14 protein-coding genes and 2 pseudogenes are annotated in these 16491 nt (G+C 63.1%); 5 read left to right on the top strand and 11 right to left on the bottom strand.

From position 1 onward, the window contains the following. Positions 1–4: 4 nt before the first annotated feature. The 3 genes from ON00_RS00490 to ON00_RS00480 all read right to left on the bottom strand — a co-directional run bounded on the left by ON00_RS00490 (position 5) and on the right by ON00_RS00480 (position 4839). Positions 5–448, bottom strand: a complete 444-nt coding sequence (locus ON00_RS00490) for an acyl-CoA thioesterase (RefSeq protein ID WP_010402390.1) — start codon at positions 446–448, stop codon at positions 5–7. A gap of 9 nt (positions 449–457) precedes the next feature. Continuing rightward, positions 458–2962 (bottom strand): TonB-dependent receptor, encoded by a 2505-nt coding sequence (locus ON00_RS00485; RefSeq protein WP_211207091.1) that lies wholly within the window; start codon positions 2960–2962, stop codon positions 458–460. A 179-nt stretch (positions 2963–3141) separates the two neighbouring features. Further along, the gene (locus tag ON00_RS00480; RefSeq protein ID WP_010402387.1) at positions 3142–4839 is read right to left on the bottom strand and encodes an AMP-binding protein; all 1698 of its coding nucleotides are present in this window, start codon (positions 4837–4839) and stop codon (positions 3142–3144) included. 81 nt (positions 4840–4920) lie between these two features. On the opposite strand from ON00_RS00480, the gene ON00_RS00475 reads away from it, so the two are divergent. Beyond that, on the top strand, positions 4921–5514 hold the full coding sequence (locus tag ON00_RS00475; RefSeq protein WP_010402386.1) for a nuclear transport factor 2 family protein: 594 nt from the start codon (positions 4921–4923) through the stop codon (positions 5512–5514). On the opposite strand, the gene ON00_RS00470 is transcribed toward ON00_RS00475, so the two are convergent. Continuing rightward, the gene (locus ON00_RS00470) at positions 5515–6615 is read right to left on the bottom strand and encodes a Gfo/Idh/MocA family protein (protein WP_010402385.1); all 1101 of its coding nucleotides are present in this window, start codon (positions 6613–6615) and stop codon (positions 5515–5517) included. It lies immediately after the preceding gene. Positions 6616–6623: 8 nt separating this feature from the next. Continuing rightward, the gene (locus ON00_RS00465; RefSeq protein ID WP_010402382.1) at positions 6624–7118 is read right to left on the bottom strand and encodes a MarR family winged helix-turn-helix transcriptional regulator; all 495 of its coding nucleotides are present in this window, start codon (positions 7116–7118) and stop codon (positions 6624–6626) included. Positions 7119–7344: 226 nt separating this feature from the next. On the opposite strand from ON00_RS00465, the pseudogene ON00_RS21385 reads away from it, so the two are divergent. Continuing rightward, positions 7345–7515, top strand: a pseudogene (locus ON00_RS21385) (response regulator transcription factor); the annotation flags it as partial. A gap of 24 nt (positions 7516–7539) precedes the next feature. Here the strand turns inward: ON00_RS21385 and ON00_RS00460 are convergent. Further along, on the bottom strand, positions 7540–8061 hold the full coding sequence (locus tag ON00_RS00460; RefSeq protein ID WP_050810884.1) for a tyrosine-type recombinase/integrase: 522 nt from the start codon (positions 8059–8061) through the stop codon (positions 7540–7542). 540 nt (positions 8062–8601) lie between these two features. On the opposite strand from ON00_RS00460, the gene ON00_RS00455 reads away from it, so the two are divergent. Next, entirely contained in the window at positions 8602–9828 is a 1227-nt protein-coding gene (locus tag ON00_RS00455) for a tyrosine-type recombinase/integrase (protein ID WP_010402378.1), read from the top strand. Between the two features lie 108 nt (positions 9829–9936). Here ON00_RS00455 and ON00_RS00450 read toward each other — a convergent pair. The 4 genes and pseudogenes from ON00_RS00450 to ON00_RS00430 form a co-directional block, all read right to left on the bottom strand. Beyond that, positions 9937–11115, bottom strand: a pseudogene (locus ON00_RS00450) (transposase); the annotation flags it as partial. Positions 11116–11133: 18 nt separating this feature from the next. Next, a protein-coding gene (locus ON00_RS00445; protein WP_086010560.1) for an IS3 family transposase occupies positions 11134–12275 on the bottom strand; the annotation gives its coding sequence in 2 pieces (ribosomal slippage) (positions 11134–12035 and positions 12035–12275; 1143 coding nt in all). Between the two features lie 198 nt (positions 12276–12473). Then, positions 12474–12851: an IS5 family transposase gene (locus tag ON00_RS00435; RefSeq protein ID WP_040601753.1), complete on the bottom strand. Its 378-nt coding sequence runs from the start codon at positions 12849–12851 to the stop codon at positions 12474–12476. Positions 12852–13053: 202 nt separating this feature from the next. Then, on the bottom strand, positions 13054–13836 hold the full coding sequence (locus ON00_RS00430; RefSeq protein ID WP_083834040.1) for a Fic family protein: 783 nt from the start codon (positions 13834–13836) through the stop codon (positions 13054–13056). Between the two features lie 37 nt (positions 13837–13873). Between ON00_RS00430 and ON00_RS00425 the strand changes: the two genes are divergently transcribed. Both ON00_RS00425 and ON00_RS00420 read left to right on the top strand, forming a co-directional pair. Continuing rightward, complete coding sequence (locus ON00_RS00425; RefSeq protein ID WP_010402368.1) at positions 13874–15208, top strand: hypothetical protein; 1335 nt, start codon at positions 13874–13876, stop codon at positions 15206–15208. Between the two features lie 77 nt (positions 15209–15285). Further along, entirely contained in the window at positions 15286–16014 is a 729-nt protein-coding gene (locus tag ON00_RS00420; RefSeq protein WP_010402367.1) for a hypothetical protein, read from the top strand. Positions 16015–16071: 57 nt separating this feature from the next. Here the strand turns inward: ON00_RS00420 and ON00_RS00415 are convergent. Then, positions 16072–16491: ATP-binding cassette domain-containing protein (locus ON00_RS00415; protein WP_010402366.1), on the bottom strand; the 420-nt coding region annotated here is incomplete at its 5' end.

Genomic DNA, 16491 nt, shown 5'->3' with positions numbered 1-16491 from the left:
GACGTTAGCTGCCAGGTCGCGCGAGTGCGCTCAACGATGCGCGGGCGCGATCGCTGAGCGGAGCGGCTTCCCGGCTGTCGACATTGACTTGCACCATCACGCTTTCCGACGTGGCAGCACATCGTGCGTTCTGAAACAGCGCCTGGGCGAAGCGGATCGAACTCGTGCCGATCCGGTCGATGCGGTTGGCGACATGCACCTCGCCGGGCCAGGTAAGCTCCCCGACGAACTCGATGCTCGTGCGGGCGATGACGAAGAAACAGCCAGGGGTCGACAAGTCCCCTTCCCCGAACAAGACGTGCGCGCGGCCCGCCTCGAGAAAGGCACCGAACTGGAGGTTGTTGACGTGTCCTTGCCGATCGGTGTCGCTGAACCGAACGCGCTCGGCGATGACCGACGGGAATTCCTCGATGGCCGGAAGTCCGGCCAGGCGATCACCGTCGGCCATGGTCGGCGATCAGAGCTTGAACCCGACGCGCACCGTGATCTCGCGCCCGCGCGCCACAACGCCGCGCTGTTCGCCGATCGCGCCGGGCACGCCGGCACCGCCAGTGCGGTCGGCCGCATACAGCAGATAGTATTTGTTGGTCAGGTTCTTGCCGAAGACCCCCACGTTCCAGCTGCCGTTGGTGGGACTGAACGTGAGACCGGCGTTGAAGCGCCAGAAATCTGGCTGCAGCGTCGGCGGCGCGAGCGTGTCGGCGGCGTAGTAGCTACCGCTGTAATAGGCGTCACCGGTCAGCTCGAGCTTGTAGTCGCCGAGCGGCAGCGTGCCGACGAACCCCGCATTGCCCGACCATTCCGGGGAGCGCGCCGGCGCGCGGCCGTCATAGACCTGCTGCAACGTGAGCGCCGTCGTGTTCACGAACGAGCAATTGGGCGGCGGAACGGCCGTCGCGCGCACCGTGCCCGTCGGGAAGGCATAGGAGTAGCATTGGCCGGTGAAGTTGCGGAACTTGTTGTTGACGTAAGCCAAGGCGCCGTGAAGCGAGAATTCGCGCGCCGCCGCGAAGTTGAACTCTACCTCGAAACCGCGCTGGCGAACCGCGCCCGCATTGTTGATCGTGTAGGCGATCCGCGCCGGATCGTAGGTGTTCACCTGCAAGTTCGAGAAGGTATAGGCAAACGCCGCCGCGCTCACATTGAGGCGGTTGTCGAGGGCGATCAGTCGTCCGCCCAACTCGAAGCCCTTCGCCTTTTCGGAGTCGAAGTCGACGTCGCCGATCCGCGTCGTGGTCTGTAAGGGGTTGGTGAGACCGAAGCCACCCGACTTGAAGCCGGTGCGATAGGCCACGAACAGGGTGTGCTTGCTGTCGGGCGTCCAGGTCAGCGTCACTTCGGGTGACACGTTGTTGTCGCGGAACGAGCCTTTGAGATAGCCGACCTGATCCGAGCCGGGATAAACCTGGGCCGCGGTTAGAAAGGTACCCACGCCATACACGTTGTTCTTGCGGAAATCCTTTTCCTCGCGGGTGTAGCGCGCGCCGCCCGCCAGCTCGAGCTGCGGTGTGAACTTGAAGATCGCCTGTGCGAACGCCGAATATGTTTTGCCTAACTGATGCGCGAACGTCTCGAACGAGGTGTAGCGATCCGCCGCCGAATTGTAGGCGCCGTCGCTCAGCTTGGTGTCGTAGTGATCGAGGATCGTGGTGCGCTGGTAATAACCGCCGACGACGAAGTTGAAGATGCCTGAGAAATCGCTCGACAGGCGCAATTCCTGGCTGAATTCGGTCGATTTCTGGCCTTCGAACTGCGCGAGCTGTGAGTAGGTGGTCTGATCGAACCCGGCGAAATATTTGTATTGAAGGTTGTTGTAGCCGGTGTTCGAGGCAAGCGTCAGGTCGCCGAACTTCCATTGCATATTGAGCCCGGACACGATGGCCTTGAGCTTGCCGCCCGAAGTCAGTCCCAGACCCTCGTCGCGGATCGTGTTGCGGATCGCAGCAGGAACGTCGCCCGACGTCGTGCGATTGTCGATCACGCACTCCGCGGTCGGGTCGGCGATCCCGCTGACCCGCGGATTCGGTCCCGTGCACGGCCCGATATTCTGCGACGACACACCAGGACCGGCATCGGTCTGGGTCGTGCCGAGCACGCGCAGCGTGGCCTTGAACGCATTACTAGGCTCGAACGCCAGCGTGACACGACCGGTGAAGTCGTCGTCGCCAGGACGCGGATTGCTGGTGCCGGGCAAGGTGCCGACCGACGCGGGCGCACCGGTCGCCGGGCGGTAGAACGGGTTGGCGATCGAGGTCGAGGTGTTGCGCAGCCAGCCATCGAGGTTGCGGTAGCGGACCGCTACGCGGAAGCCCAAGGTCGGCGTCACCGGCCCCGACACGAACGCGTCGACCGTGGCTTCGTCGCCGACGAACTCATAGGAGGCGGTCGCGCCGCCGCGGAATTCCTTGGTGGGCGACGCGCTCACGATCGAGATAACGCCGGCGGTATTGTTCTTGCCGAAGAACAAGGCCTGCGGCCCCTTGAGCACTTCGACGCGCTCGACATCGAAGAAGCCGAGCCGCGCGACCTGGCCGTTGCTGGTCTGGATATTGTCGATGGCGACCGAGACGGCCTGCTCGAACCCCGTCTGATTGGCCGGAGAACTGATCCCGCGGATCGCGATCGAACCGCCGCCATTGGCGCGATAGGCGCCAATGATCACGGTCGGCGTGAGGTTACCGATCGCGGTGAGATCGTTGGACTGGTAGCGGGCGACCGTCTCATTGGTCAGCGCGGTGATGACCACCGGCACGTCCATCAGACGCTCGTCCTTGCGGCGAGCCGTGATCACGATGTCGTTGGCGGTGGTCGGCTGATCGACGTCCTGGGCTTCGGGAGCCGGCGCGGTCGTCGTTTGCGGGGCCGCCGGTCCGCTGTCCTGCGCGAACGCCGGCGCGGCGACTAGGACCGCCAGCGACGCAGATGCCAGCAATGCTGTCCGCAAGTAGACCGTGGTGCCCACAAACCCCTCCATCCCAAAGTTAAAACAACTGTTTGTTTGTTCTTAAACATCCCTTTGCCGTAGATCGGGCGCCCGAGTCAAGAGTGCGCCATCCCGCGCGCGACGATCCGCGATGCGGGGGCGACGTGGGCTGCCGAGATTGGCCGTCGGATCGCGCCGAACTTGTGGGGAACAGCCCCTCAACCCGGCAATGGCTCTCCGGTGTCGGGATCGATCCCGAGGCGCGCACACATTCCTGCGCGCAAGGTGCTCTTGAGCACCTTCCCGGTGACCGTCATCGGAAAGGCGTCGACGAGCGCGAAGTGTTTCGGAACCTTCTGCCGCGAGATCGCCGCCATGCAGTGACGGCGCAGTTCATCCTCGTCGAGCCCCGCCGGCTCGTTCGGAATTATCCACGCGCAGAGCTCCTCGCCGAACTTCGGATCGGGGATGCCGAACACTTGGACATCGCGGATGGCGGGATGCGCGTGCAGGAACTCCTCGATTTCCTTGGGATAGAGATTCTCGCCGCCACGGATCACCATGTCCTTGATGCGCCCAACGATGCGCAGGTCGCCTCGTGGGTCGAGCGTGCCGAGGTCGCCGGTATGTACCCATCCTGCCACGTCCTTGGTGGCTGCGGTCGCGTCCTGGTCGTTCCAATAGCCAAGCATCGTCGAATAGCCGCGCGTGCAAATTTCGCCGATTGCCCCGCGTGGCACGATCCGGCCTTCCTCGTCGATGAGCTTGGCCTCGATGTGCGGCTGGATGTTGCCGACAGTCGAGATCCGCCGCTCGATCGCGAGGTCGACCGCCGTCTGAAAGCTCACCGGACTTTCGGTCATGCCGTAGCAGATGGTGATTTCGTTCATGTGCATGTCGGTCATCACGCGCCGCATGAGATCGATCGGACACAAGGCGCCGGCCATGACGCCAGTACGCAGCGCCGCGAGGTCGAACTCGCGAAAGCGCGGGTGCCCGAGCATCGCGATGAACATTGTCGGCACGCCATAGAGCGCGGTGCACCTCTCCTCGGCAAGCGCCTGCAGCGTTGCGAGCGGATCGAAACCGGGACCGGGCAGCACGATGGCGACGCCGTGCGCCAGACACAGCAGCGATCCGGTTACCATCCCGAAGCAATGGTAGAGCGGGACTGGGAGGCAGAGCCTGTCGCCGGCGCCGAGCCGCATCGCCCGTCCTGTAAAATGTCCGTTGTTGAGAATGCTCGCGTGGCTGAGCACCACGCCCTTCGGCGCCCCGGTCGTGCCGCTGGTGAATTGGATGTTGACCGGCGCATCGAACTGAACCTCGGCCGCCACCCGAGCGAGCACCGTGTGCCCGCACGCGACGCCTCGCTTCTCGATATCCTCGAAGTCGACTGCCCCGGCCAGCCGGCGCCCCTCCCCGAACTGTATGATGAGCTTGAGCGTCGGCCACGTTGCCGCGAAGGCATCGCCCGGCGCACAGCGTTCGATGTCCGGTGCGGCCTCGGCAAGCATCGCGGCATAGTCGCTGTCCTTGAACGGTGGACCGAGGATCAGCGCCGCGCAATCGACCGTGTCGAAAACATGGCGAAGCTCGCTCAGCCGGTAAGCGGGGTTTATCGTCACCAGGACGAGTCCAGCCTTCGCCGTCGCGAACTGCGCGATAATCCACTCGGCGCGGTTCATCGCCCACAGCCCGATGCGGTCGCCGGGCGCGATTCCCATCGACAGCAAGCCCGCGGCGAGATTGTTCGCCCGGCACGCCAGCTCGGACCAGGTTAGCCTCACACCCGTTGCTCGGCAGCTCAGCGCGAGGAAGTCGGGCCAAGTGCGTGCCGCGTCGTCCAGCGCGACGCCGATCGTCTTGCCAAGCAAGGGTTCGGCGCTGGCGCCATGAACATAACTCAGGTGCACGTCATCCCTCCTCGCCCACGGTCTTGAATGCAGCCCGGGCTTGCATCATGCTGGCTATACAAACAAACGTTTGGAGCGAACATGGACGAACTTCTCGCGACGGTGCGGACGCTGCAGGATCGTCAGGCCATCCACGATTGCCTGATGACCTATTCGCGGGCGATCGACCGGCTCGACCGCGATCTTCTCATCTCGGTCTATCATGACGATGCGATCGACGACCATGGTGTGTTCGTCGGATCGCGCGAGGCCTTCGCGGACTGGGCGATTGCGATGCACCGCCGCACGCATCTGTCGCACCAGCATTGCCAGTTCAATTCGACCTGCGATCTCGACGGCGATGTCGCGCATACCGAAACCTATTACATGTTTGTCGGCATGAACCAGCGCGGAGCGCCGCTCGGCATGTCCGGCGGGCGTTATATCGATCGTCTCGAAAAACGCGACGGGCGCTGGGCGATCGTGACGCGCATCTGCATCCGCGACTGGGCACCGCTCGACGCCATTCCGGAGACGCTCGACCAGTCGACGCTGACGGTCGTCGATCTCGACGAGGCAACCCGCACCTTGATGCGGGAGGGCGCGCAGCCCAGCCGCGACCGCGCGGACCCGTCCTACATGCGGCCGTTGCTGGTGTCGGCGGCCAGACACGAGAAGGCCGACCGAAGCGCGTAGTCAGGCGGCGATCGCCACGCGGCAGCCGCGTCGGTCCGCTTCCTCGATCGCGGCAATAACTCGATGGAGGCGAAGCGCTGAGGCGAAGTCGGGCATCGCCACATCCTCGCCCGCGATCTTGGCCGCCAGTGCCTCGTAGAACCGGCGCACGCCATCGACCGCAGGATGATCGACCGGCGCGCACACCACGCTCCAGCCTTTCTCGTCGCCGATCGAGGCGCTCAACGTGAGCGGCGCCATCTCGATCAATCCCGATGGTCCCGAGATCCGAACGCTCCCTTCCGTGCCGTCGACCTGCCAGAACAGACCGTCGCCGCGGGGCAGGCCGCCGCGGTAGTGAAGCGCGAGCGGCAGACCCTCTGCTGTCAGGCAATCGATCATGACCTGATCGGGTGCGGTAAGCGACACATGCTCGCTTGTTTCGCGTACCGTCACCAATGGTCGCCGCGTCGCCAGGCGAGCGCTCAGTTCGACCACGCGCCCGAGGGCGTGCTCGACGGCGGAAAGAGCGTGCCCCACGGCGATCGTGAGCATCGTCGCCCCGTTACGCACGTCGAGAAGGTAGGTGTTGCGCTGCTCGATCAGCTCGCCCCACGTCATGCCATATCCTGTCAACGTCGATGACAGCGGCGTCCCGATCGCCCCCGACCTGACCAGTGCGGCGAATTCCTCGATGGCGGGCGCGAACACGGCCTGTGTTCCGACCGCGACAATCGATCCCGACGCCGATGCCAGTCTGGCGAGTTGCTCGGCCTCGGCGAGCGTGGTCGCCAGCGGCCACTCGCAATAGACGTGCTTTCCGGCGGCAAGTGCGGCCTCGACCAACGCGAAGTGATGCGGCACCTTGACCGTCACCACGACGAGCTCGACGTCGGGCGACGCGATCAAGTCGCTGACCGATGAGAATGCGACGCCGTCGCCGATCGCCGCTACCGCGCGCTGCGCGCTCTCGCTGCTCGAATTGGCAATACCGACCAATCGAAATCGATCCGCCAGCTGCGCGAGCGCGGGAAGGTGCGCGACGGCGCCCCAGCTTCGGCCAGGCTGGACGCCGACAAGGCCGACGCCGATCGGTCTGTCTCCGGAAACGGCGCGGGTCATGCCGGGGCTCACTCGAAGCTGACGAGGCTGGCGAACAGCGCCCTGGCGTCGTCGCCCATCAAATTCTGTGTGACGGTCCAGTAGCCGGCCACGGCAGCGCCGCCCGACTGGGCGTAGGCCTGCGCCATGTTCTGCTTAAGGTTATCGAATAGATCGTGCTCGAGCGCGCTGCCTTCACCAGTCAGGCTCAACAGGCGTTGGCGCCGATCTCGGTCGCCCGGCGCCGAGCTCAGCAAGCCTTTATCGGTCAGGTCCTTCAGCACGCGCCCCAACGACTGCTTGGTCACGCCGAGGATCGCGAGCAACTCGCCGACTGCGAGATTGGGCTTACGCGCAACAAAGTAGAGGACGCGATGATGCGCGCGTCCGAGACCCATCGCCGCAAGGTGCCGGTCGGCATGGGCGAGGTGTCGGGTATGGGCGAAGAACATCAGGTCCATGCCTCCGCGAATGACGTCGTCGCGCAGGAATTGCCCGGCTGGTGGAAGGGTCAAATTCTTCATCGGCGCCTTAGAGCAAACAAACGAGCGTTTGTCAGCTACAGCAGTTTCGCATCTTATCCATTTCCTGGCCGCGGCGCCCGATCCGGCACCGGCTACTGGCCGAGTGACTTTGCTGCCCCGACGGCAGCACAGTTTGCCACGGCTTTGCGTCGGTTCGGGCTGACAATACGCGCCGACTTGCGTCAAATTCGTTGCATCGAATCAGATATTTGGAGCAGACTCGATTTTGGCCGGCCGTGTTGAACAACTGACCCCACGCGAGCGCGAAGTCCTGACGCTGGCAAGCGGCGGACAGAGCTACAAGGAGATCGCCAGACACCTTGGCATTTCGCCTCGGACGGCCGAGACCCACATAGCCCGATCCCTCGCGACCCTCGGCGCACGCAACAAGACCGAGGCTGCGTTACTCCTCGAGCGGGGGTCAGTAGAAACCCGTACGGGACCGCCGGACCTTGCCGCGACCACCGTCGCCATGGAACCGATAGCGGCGGATCGGAGCAAGCACGAGCGGCGGCGTGATCTCGGCGATCGGGAGATTACCAAGCGCCGGGAACACGTCCCGCCGAAGGCTGCGCAGAACGTCATTGGCGTGGCGCTTGGCCCACTGCCATTTGGCATTTTCGTGCCAGGCCCGCGCGGTTCGCTCGAAGGTCTGGCGCGCGGCCTCGAGGCGCGCCTCGATCTTCAGTTTCTTAGCGATCGCTGGATCTCGCCCTTCGGAAAGGATCGCGAACGCCTCGTCCCGCTTGGCGCGCGCGTCGGCGAGCGAGATAGCGGGATAGCTGCCGAACGCCATCGCCTTTTGCTTGCCGTCGTAGCGATAGCTCCATCGCCAATATTTGCTGCCGTTTGGCTTCACGAGCAGGTTGAAGCCGTGCCCATCGCTGAGCTTATAAGAATTGTTGCGGGGTTTGGCATTGCGAACCCGGGCATCGGTGAGCATTCGTCGTCTCCTGAACAGGTACCAACAAATTCGACCGCAGGTACCAACAACGAGTCACCGATTTTCACCGGAGGCGCGCGAATGGGCACGGACGGCCGAGGCCGAGCTGGTCGATTAAGTGTCGGTTTTCAGCAGAGAAAAGTCGATCCCGGTGGACCCTGACGGACCTATATGGATAGATCCGTGGCGGAGAGGGTGGGATTCGAACCCGCGGTGCCGAATAGATCAAGCAAGTGCATACACTCTGAGGGGAGCTATTTGCGATTCCTCTTGACTGAGTACACCCGGCGGGTGCACCTTCGAGATTACCGCAGGTCGGAAACGGCGGAAAACCGTGAGTTTGCATTGCATTCGGCTCCTCCCGTAGGGGTCACCAAAATGCCTTCCCAAGGCATCCCAAAACGTGCCTTAAACCGCTGTTTTTTGCGGTTTTTTCGTGATATAATCATCCCAGTTGGATCGGCCAAATACCACTGCATACCAACAATCTGATGGTATTTTTGATGGCATATGCCGGTCGTCCAGATGGGAGATACCATCATGACGTTGTCGGTCGTGGCAATCAAAGCGGCGAAGAGTCGCGACAAGGCGTACAAGCTTGGCGATAGCGACGGGCTCTACCTGCTCGTGACGCCGTCTGGCGGACGCTATTGGCGGATGAATTATCGCTACCTCGGCAAACAGAAGACGCTGGCGTTCGGCGTGTGGCCGGAAACCGGCCTCGCCGAGGCCCGCGCCGAGCGAGACGCGGCGCGCAAGGTGCTGGCGCGGGGTGATGATCCCGCCGAGCGGATGAAGCTTGACCGGATCGCGGCGACGGTGGCCGCGTCCAACAGCTTCCAGGCTGTCGCCGATGAGTGGCTGCTCAAGATTGAGAAGGAGGGCCGCTCGACGGTCACGATGAAGAAGCTGCGCTGGCTGCTCGGCTTCATCAACGCGTCGATCGGCAAGCGCCCGATCGCCTCCATCTCGGCGCAAGAGTTGCTGGTGATGTTACGGAAGATGGAAGGCAAGGAACGCTATGAGACAGCGAAACGGCTCCGCAGCACCTGCTCGCAGATTTTTCGGTATGCGATCGCAACGGCGCGCGCCGAACGTGATGTGGCGGCTGACCTGCGGGGTGCACTGATCGTACCCCAGCACGTCCATCGGGCCGCGATCACCACCCCCAAGGCAGCAGGCGAGCTTCTCCGCGCGATCGATGCGTTCGAGGGGCACGCGAACACCCTGGTGGCGCTTCGACTGCTGCCGCATGCCTTTGTCCGACCGGGCGAACTGCGCTTTGCCGAATGGGCCGACTTTGACCTCGACAAAGCGATTTGGACGATACCGCCGCACAAGACCAAGATGCGGCGAGCCCACACCGTCCCGCTTTCTCACCAAGCGATCAGGCTCATTGCCTCAATCGAGCATGATGCCGACTATAGTTCGTTTCTGTTTCCCTCGCGCCGGTCGACCGAGCGACCGATGTCAGAGAACACCATCAACGCCGCCCTTCGCCGCTTGGGCTATGCCCAAGACGAAATGACCGGGCATGGTTTTCGGGCGATGGCAGCAACGCTGCTGAATGAAATGGGGCTGTGGCATGCCGATGCGATCGAGCGGCAACTGGCGCATTGCGACAACAATGCGGTGCGTCGCGCCTATACCCGCGGCGAGTATTGGGACGAGCGCGTGCGCATGATGCAGCATTGGTCCGACCATCTCGATTTTCTCCGTGATGGCGCAAAAGTGCTCACAGCAAAGTTCAGGAAGACCGAGGGGTAATAATAGGGGTGGCCTATGACCGCACCTGGGCCTATTCTGTTGAAGAAGTCGTCTGCGTGGCCGTTTTGATTGCGCCTCGCGACGGACGCGATCGGCTTGCCTTTCCGATCAGGCCGGTGCGGGCGCTGCCATCGGGATCATCTTCGCCATTTTCCGGAGGTTCTGGGCCGCTGCGGCGAGGTGGAACTCATCTCTTGCACCATTGGGTCCCCGCAGGCGCAAGCGATCCAGCTTCAGGATGCGCTTGAGGTGCGCGAACAGCATCTCGACCTTCTTCCGCTGACGGCGTGACCGGACATAGGCGTCGGTGGTGGCGATATCGCGCGCCAGGTCGCGCGCGCCTTCGTGGATCGACCGGGTGACCTTGCGGGCGGGCATGTTGGGTGTGCATCGCTGCCGGAAGGTGCAGCTCTGGCAGTCCTGTTGCCGCGCGCGATAGCGGATCGACCCGTCTTTATCGACGCCGCTACGCGGTGTGCTGAAGTTGCGATTGGACCGCCGCAGGCGGTTGCCGCTCGGGCAGATGTAGCTGTCGTCGTCATGGTCATAGACGAAGTCGGCGCGCTCGAAGCTGCCATCGCTTCGGGCGGACTTGTCGAACACCGGGATATGCGGCTCGATGCTCATGTCTTCGACCAGCCAGGCCAGATTGGGGGCCGACCCATAGGCAGCGTCGGCGACGAGGCGCTCGGGCCAGATGCCGAAGCGCTGTTGTGTTCGCTCGATCATCCGGCGCTGGGCGGTCACCTCGGCCTGCCGCACCGAGGTCGTCGCTTCGACATCGACGATCACCGCGTGATCGAGGTCGATCAGATAGTTGGTGCTATAGGCGTAGAAGGCCGCCTCGCGCGTTGCCGCGGTCCAGCGCGACGCCGGGTCGGTGAGGTTGATCCGCTTGGGGGTGACCGGCGTCGCGCCGCCGAACGCCGCATCGTCCAACACGTCCAGATACTCCGCGACAGCGCGTCCGACCGCTTCGGGTGGCAGGCCTTGCTCGCCCGGCACCGACCGCTGGCGATGGACGTCGGCGCGGATCAGGCTGGCATCGACCGCAAAGCCTTCACCGCCGACCAGCCCCTCGGCCATGCAGCGCGCCACGGTCATCTCGAACAGTTGCCGCAGCAGGTCGCTGTCGCGGAATCGGCCATGCCGGTTCTTCGAGAAGGTCGAGTGGTCCGGCACATCGCCGTCCAGGCCCAAGCGACAGAACCAGCGATAAGCGAGGTTCAGATGCACCTCGTCGCACAGCCGCCGCTCGGAGCGGATGCCCATGCAATAGCCGATGATTGAGTAGCCCCTAGTTTTCTAGACGCCTTCCGCCTTCAAAACCCGCTGCCGTTCGAATTCGACGGGCGACAGCATCCCGTTCCTGACCTGCTTGCGCACTGGGTTGTAGAACATCTCGACGTAATCGAACACGTCCTGCCGGGCTTCCTCGCGGGTTTTGTAAGTTCGGCGCCGGATGCGCTCGCGCTTGAGCGAGGAGAAGAAGCTCTCGGCGACGGCATTGTCATGGCAGTTGCCGCGACGGCTCATCGAGTGCTCAAGATTGTGAGCCCGAATGAAGGCAGCCCAGTCCATGCTGGTGAACTGCGAGCCCTGATCCGAGTGGATCAGCAGCCGTTGCTTTGGTTTGCGCCGCCATACCGCCATGTGCAGCGCCTGCAGCACCACATCGGTAGTCTGCCGGCTCTGCATCGACCAACCGACCACGCGGCGGGAAAACAGGTCGATCACGACAGCCAGATAGGCGAAGCCTTCCAGAGTGCGAATGTAGGTGATGTCTGTCACCCAGGCCCGGTCTGGCGCAGCCACGTCGAACTGACGGTCCAGCGTGTTGTCAACCGCCAGGGACGGCTTGCCGCCATAGCTGCCGGGCCTGCGCTTATAGCCGATCTGCGCCTTGATGCCCGCCAGTCTGGTCAACCTGGCAACCCGGTTCGGGCAGCAGGTCTCGCCGTGATCCAGCAGGTCATCGTGCAGCTTGCGATAGCCATAGACCTTGCCACTGTCGTTCCAGGCCCGCCGGATCAGTTCCGTCTGCCGAGCATCTTCCCGAGCCCGCTGGCTCAGCGGGCTCTTATGCCATGCATAATAGCCACTCGGCTGCACAGCGAGGCACCGGCACATTGCCCGCACGCCAAAACGATCGCGATGCTCAGCAATGAACGCGTATCTCACTTTGCATCTCGAGCGAAATACGCGGTGGCTTTTTTTAGGATGTCGCGCTCCTCGGTCACCCGGGCCAGCTCGCGCTTCAGCTGGCGGATCTCCGCATCCTTGCCAGCATCGCCCGACACTTGACCCGCCAGCTGCCGCTTCCAGGCATAGAGCGAATGCGGACTGACGCCGAGCCGCTGTGAAACCTCCGCTACCGGATACCCGCGGTCGGTGATCTGGGCCACCGCGTCACGCTTGAACTCATCGCTGAAATTGGGCTTCCCCATCGTCGCCTCCTGTCCTCAAAATTAGGATCGAAGGCGTCCAGATATCTAGGGGCTACTCAGACAGTCGACCGGTGTCCTGGAACCCTTTGGCTAAAAATGGCACTCGATGCCGGCCCCTTTATGAGGACCAGGACGCGCGGATCTCCATCTTGGCCAACGACTTCGTGTCGAAAGGCCGGATACGTTTTCGCAGACTGCTCAGAACATCAGACACAAACCGCTTGCCGACGGGGCGAGCCATACGTTTCCGCCCGCTGCCGAGACGTGGGCGCGAACTGTAGTGCTGTCGATGCTGTAGTGGCCGCTGTCCGCCATGATCTCGGCCAGCGTGACCGATACAGCCTCCCAGACCCCGGCCTCGCTCCAGCGCCGAAACCGCCGGTAAATCGTGTTCCAGTTACCGTATTTGGGCGGCACGTCGCGCCATGGCGTGCCGCAACGAAGCCGCCAGAGTATCCCGTTGACGATGGAACGGTTGTCTTCGGGCAGACGGCCGCGCCCTCGGTTTTCTGCATCAATCGGCAGCAAGCCGCTCAAAACACGCCATTCCGCTTCGCTCAGATCGCCCCGGCTCAACCTTGCCTCCAAAAGGGAGCCTTGAATCAACCCTCCAAATACGCGTCAACCAATTTGTCCACGCCGCCTAAGCGGCAGGGAAATGCGCGCCTGACAGCGCCGACTAATCGGCCCGACGGGCAAATCATAAAAAAGCGCACGCCATCACTAAGGGGCGAGTTCCCTTCAGAGTGGCGGCGCGATTTCGTGCTTTGTCCCGGCGTCATCTACCCGCCAGCGCCGTCATCAGGGACTTAACGTCAGCCATGATATCGATAAAAACTTCAAAATAACGGTCCCAGTTTCCCGTGAATGTGAGTTCGTCCAATGCTGCGCCCATGCTTTCCGCGCGGCGGTAGAACGATGGTGCTAACCCTACGATCGGTCCGTCCCATCCGGCCAACCTTGCAAGCGCCCCCAGCGTCAGAAGCCGTGCGAGCCGGCCGTTTCCGTCGGCAAAGGGATGCGCCATGATCGTGGAGGCGAAGACATAGGCCGGCATCACGCTGGCGAGTTCCGGCTTCGCCTGTGCCTCCTTCAGCCGGTCAAGCCATTCGCGCGCGCGATCCGGTGGCTCGAAGCCGACGTTCCCGCTCGCCGAGCGGCCGACCCCTTCGCGCGTGCGCACGACCTGCGCCTGCGTAGTCAGCGCGGAGACGATCTTTTGCGCGCGCTCGACGTCGAGATCCATCCCGGCCAGCCTGGGCCAGTAGGAAATGGCCACCGGCTCGATCGCGGGCCGCAGAAACAGCAAGCGGCATTTCTTGTCCCAGTAATCGTTGTCGACCTCGCCTTCGGCGATGGGGTCAGGCCCGACGAGAAGCATCGACAGCTTTAGCTCGACTCCGACGGCGTCGAGGACTTCTCTACCCCCCGGCCGGGCTCGCGGCATGGTTGCGACGATTTCCGTCAACATATCGCCGTGCCGCTGCGAAAGAGGACGAGGCTCCGGGCAGGTCCAGCGGCAACGCCATAAATCGCTTGAAAAATCGGAGCGGTTCGACATGATCTTCAACGTCTAGAGTCGCTGTGGGAGGACTGCAATGCGCGAACTTAGTTTGGGCGAACTCGGTTACGTCGCCGGCGGATTGCAGCAAAGTAGCGGATATGAAGATCCCACGGTCGGAGGCGATGTCGGCACGGGCGATCCCGGCACGCCACCTCCGCCTCCGCCGCCACCTCCCCCTCCCCCCGTCGTCACGCCGTCGAACCGCGAGGTGCTCCAGCAATTTTTCGACGACATGACCTATCATGTCGAATCGTCGGGCCAGTATTCGGGCAGCGACTATGACCATGACATGGGGGCGGACTATGGGCCGCCGCCCGACAACTGGCTCGGCATTCCGACCCACGATCCCGCCGCCAACGCGCCCTACTGGAGCAGTTGGGACGGTGACACGGATCCCGAATTCCTGCAGGCCGTCATGGAGGGCACGCCCAGTCAGGTCATCGATGGCCTCATCTCGATGCCGGGCACGCCGCTCAACAACACCGTCGCCCTCGACATCACCGGCCAGAACGAGGCGGGCGCCTATGTCAACGGCGTCTATTATTCGGGCACGTATCACGCCGCGGGCACGCCGCCGCCCGTCTCGGGGTCGGGAACCGATAGCGATTCGATCGTTATCTACGGTTCGCATGAGGGATACTGGACGTTTGCCGCCGACTATAGCGGGCAGGTCCAGAACTCCTTTATCAATGCCTCCTACACGACCGGGGTGAGCAACTACGGCGCGGGATCCGGCCCGGTCGCCCGATCCTATGTTCCGGGGCCCTACGGTCCCGAACAGGGTGAGCTCAACTTCGGCCTGCAGATCACAGCGGCCCATGGCAACGGCGACGGAACGGTAACGTACGTCTTCGTCGACGGGACGACCTACACCACGCCGGCAGGCGGCAAGATTCCGGTCAGGGACAACAATCCCGGCGATATCGCTTACGGGGATTTCGCCCGAGCGCATGGCGCGATCGGATCAGACGGTCCCTGGGCCATCTTCCCGAGCACGAACAGCGGCTTCAACGCCGAGGCCGCCCTGCTGGACCATGTGAACGGTCAGGGTTACGCGAATACGGGCCTGACGAACACGTCGGCAAACTGGCAGTTCATGCAAACCATGTATCCCAACTCCGCTTTGTCGGTGGACTATCGGAACTACATCCAGATCAACTGGACGCCCGGTCAGGGAACAATTCGCGATTTGATCATCAACAACTCGCCCTATAACGGCAACAACACTACGTCGTATATCAATCAGGTGGCCGGCAGCATCGGCGTTTCGCCTGGCACGATGTACAGCAGCCTTACGCCTGCCCAGCAGGCCACCGTTCTGGTCCAGATTGCCAATATCGAGGGCTATTACGCTAACGGCGGGAAATAGTATTAGTGCTAACGGATCGCCGGACGGCTGACGGCCAATTTCAGGGCCGATCAACCTTCCGGCGAAGGTGCAGGAGTATGCGTTCGGTGACGAAAAATCTCACCTTGGTGATCGTCGGCGCGCTCGCCGCGATCACATGTCGCGGCGATTCCCTTGCCGCCCGGCAAACCGGTGGTGTCGCGGCCACGGCCGCGATGGCGTGCGCAGCGTCTATCCGCGGCAGGCCGCAGGCCGCGGCTGGCATGCAGACGGTGAGGATGCCGCCGGCCTGCTACAGCTTTGACGGGGGCGCGCTCGGTGAACAGGTCACCGGCCTGTTCAGCGGATTGGGGACGCCCGATGCGCTGTCCTATTCGCCCGGCTTTCTTCGGTCGCCCGACGGCAAGGTCTTCCGGGGGACCCTGGAAGTCGCCTACCTATTCCCTCGAACACTCAACCGGGACCTGAGGGCGCGCCCCGTCGACAAGGCGCATTATACAGTGCTTACCCTGCTCACCAGGGACGGCACCGTCCGCGCCGGCGATATCCAGAGCTTCGCGGGGTTGCGGGTCGGCGATCCCTTGTCGAGAGTCTATAGCCTGCTCGGCAAGCCATCCCGTTCGAACCGGCCCGGTGACATGCTCTTCTACGATCCCCTGCCGTTCTACGTCGGTATCGACGAAACGACCAAGAGAATTTCGGGATTCCGGATCTGGCTGGCGCCGGGCGATGAAGAGCAGATCGTGGGCCCGACGGCCTTTGCGTCGCGGAACGGCAACGGCAAACTCGTCGGCGTTTCCCTGCTCTATGCGGGGGTGCATCCGTAACGATACACGCCGTTGTCGCTTGAGCGAGCGGACGGCGAGACCAGCGAATGTGCCGCGTTACGCCTCGTCGTTGACCGCGCCGTTCCCGCCCGGCGCGTCGGCAGGTTGCTGGATTTCGGTCAACCGCCCCTCGGCGATCATCAGGATCCGGCTGGCAGATGCGAGGGTACGAGGCTGGTGCGCGACAAGAATCCTCGTACACTTCACCGACCTAATCATGGCCGAGACGCGTATCTCGCTCTGCGGATCCAGATGCGACGTGGCTTCGTCCAGAAACATCGCACGCGGCTGGCGGTACAGCGCACGCGCCAGCAAGACGCGTTGCTTCTGACCACCCGACAGGACGGAGCCCATGTCTCCGACCGGTGTATGATACCGCATCGGCATCCGCTCGATATCTTCGGCAATACTCGCGGCCCGTGCCGCAATATCCAGCCTTTCATGGTCCGGCTCGGGATCGAACAGACTGATATTGTC

Origin of the sequence: Sphingomonas echinoides ATCC 14820 (genome assembly GCF_000241465.1) — a bacterium.
Classification (GTDB): Bacteria; Pseudomonadota; Alphaproteobacteria; order Sphingomonadales; family Sphingomonadaceae; genus Sphingomonas; species Sphingomonas echinoides.
Note: the sequence above shows the minus strand (reverse complement) of the source record. Positions and strands in the feature narration are given on the sequence as shown.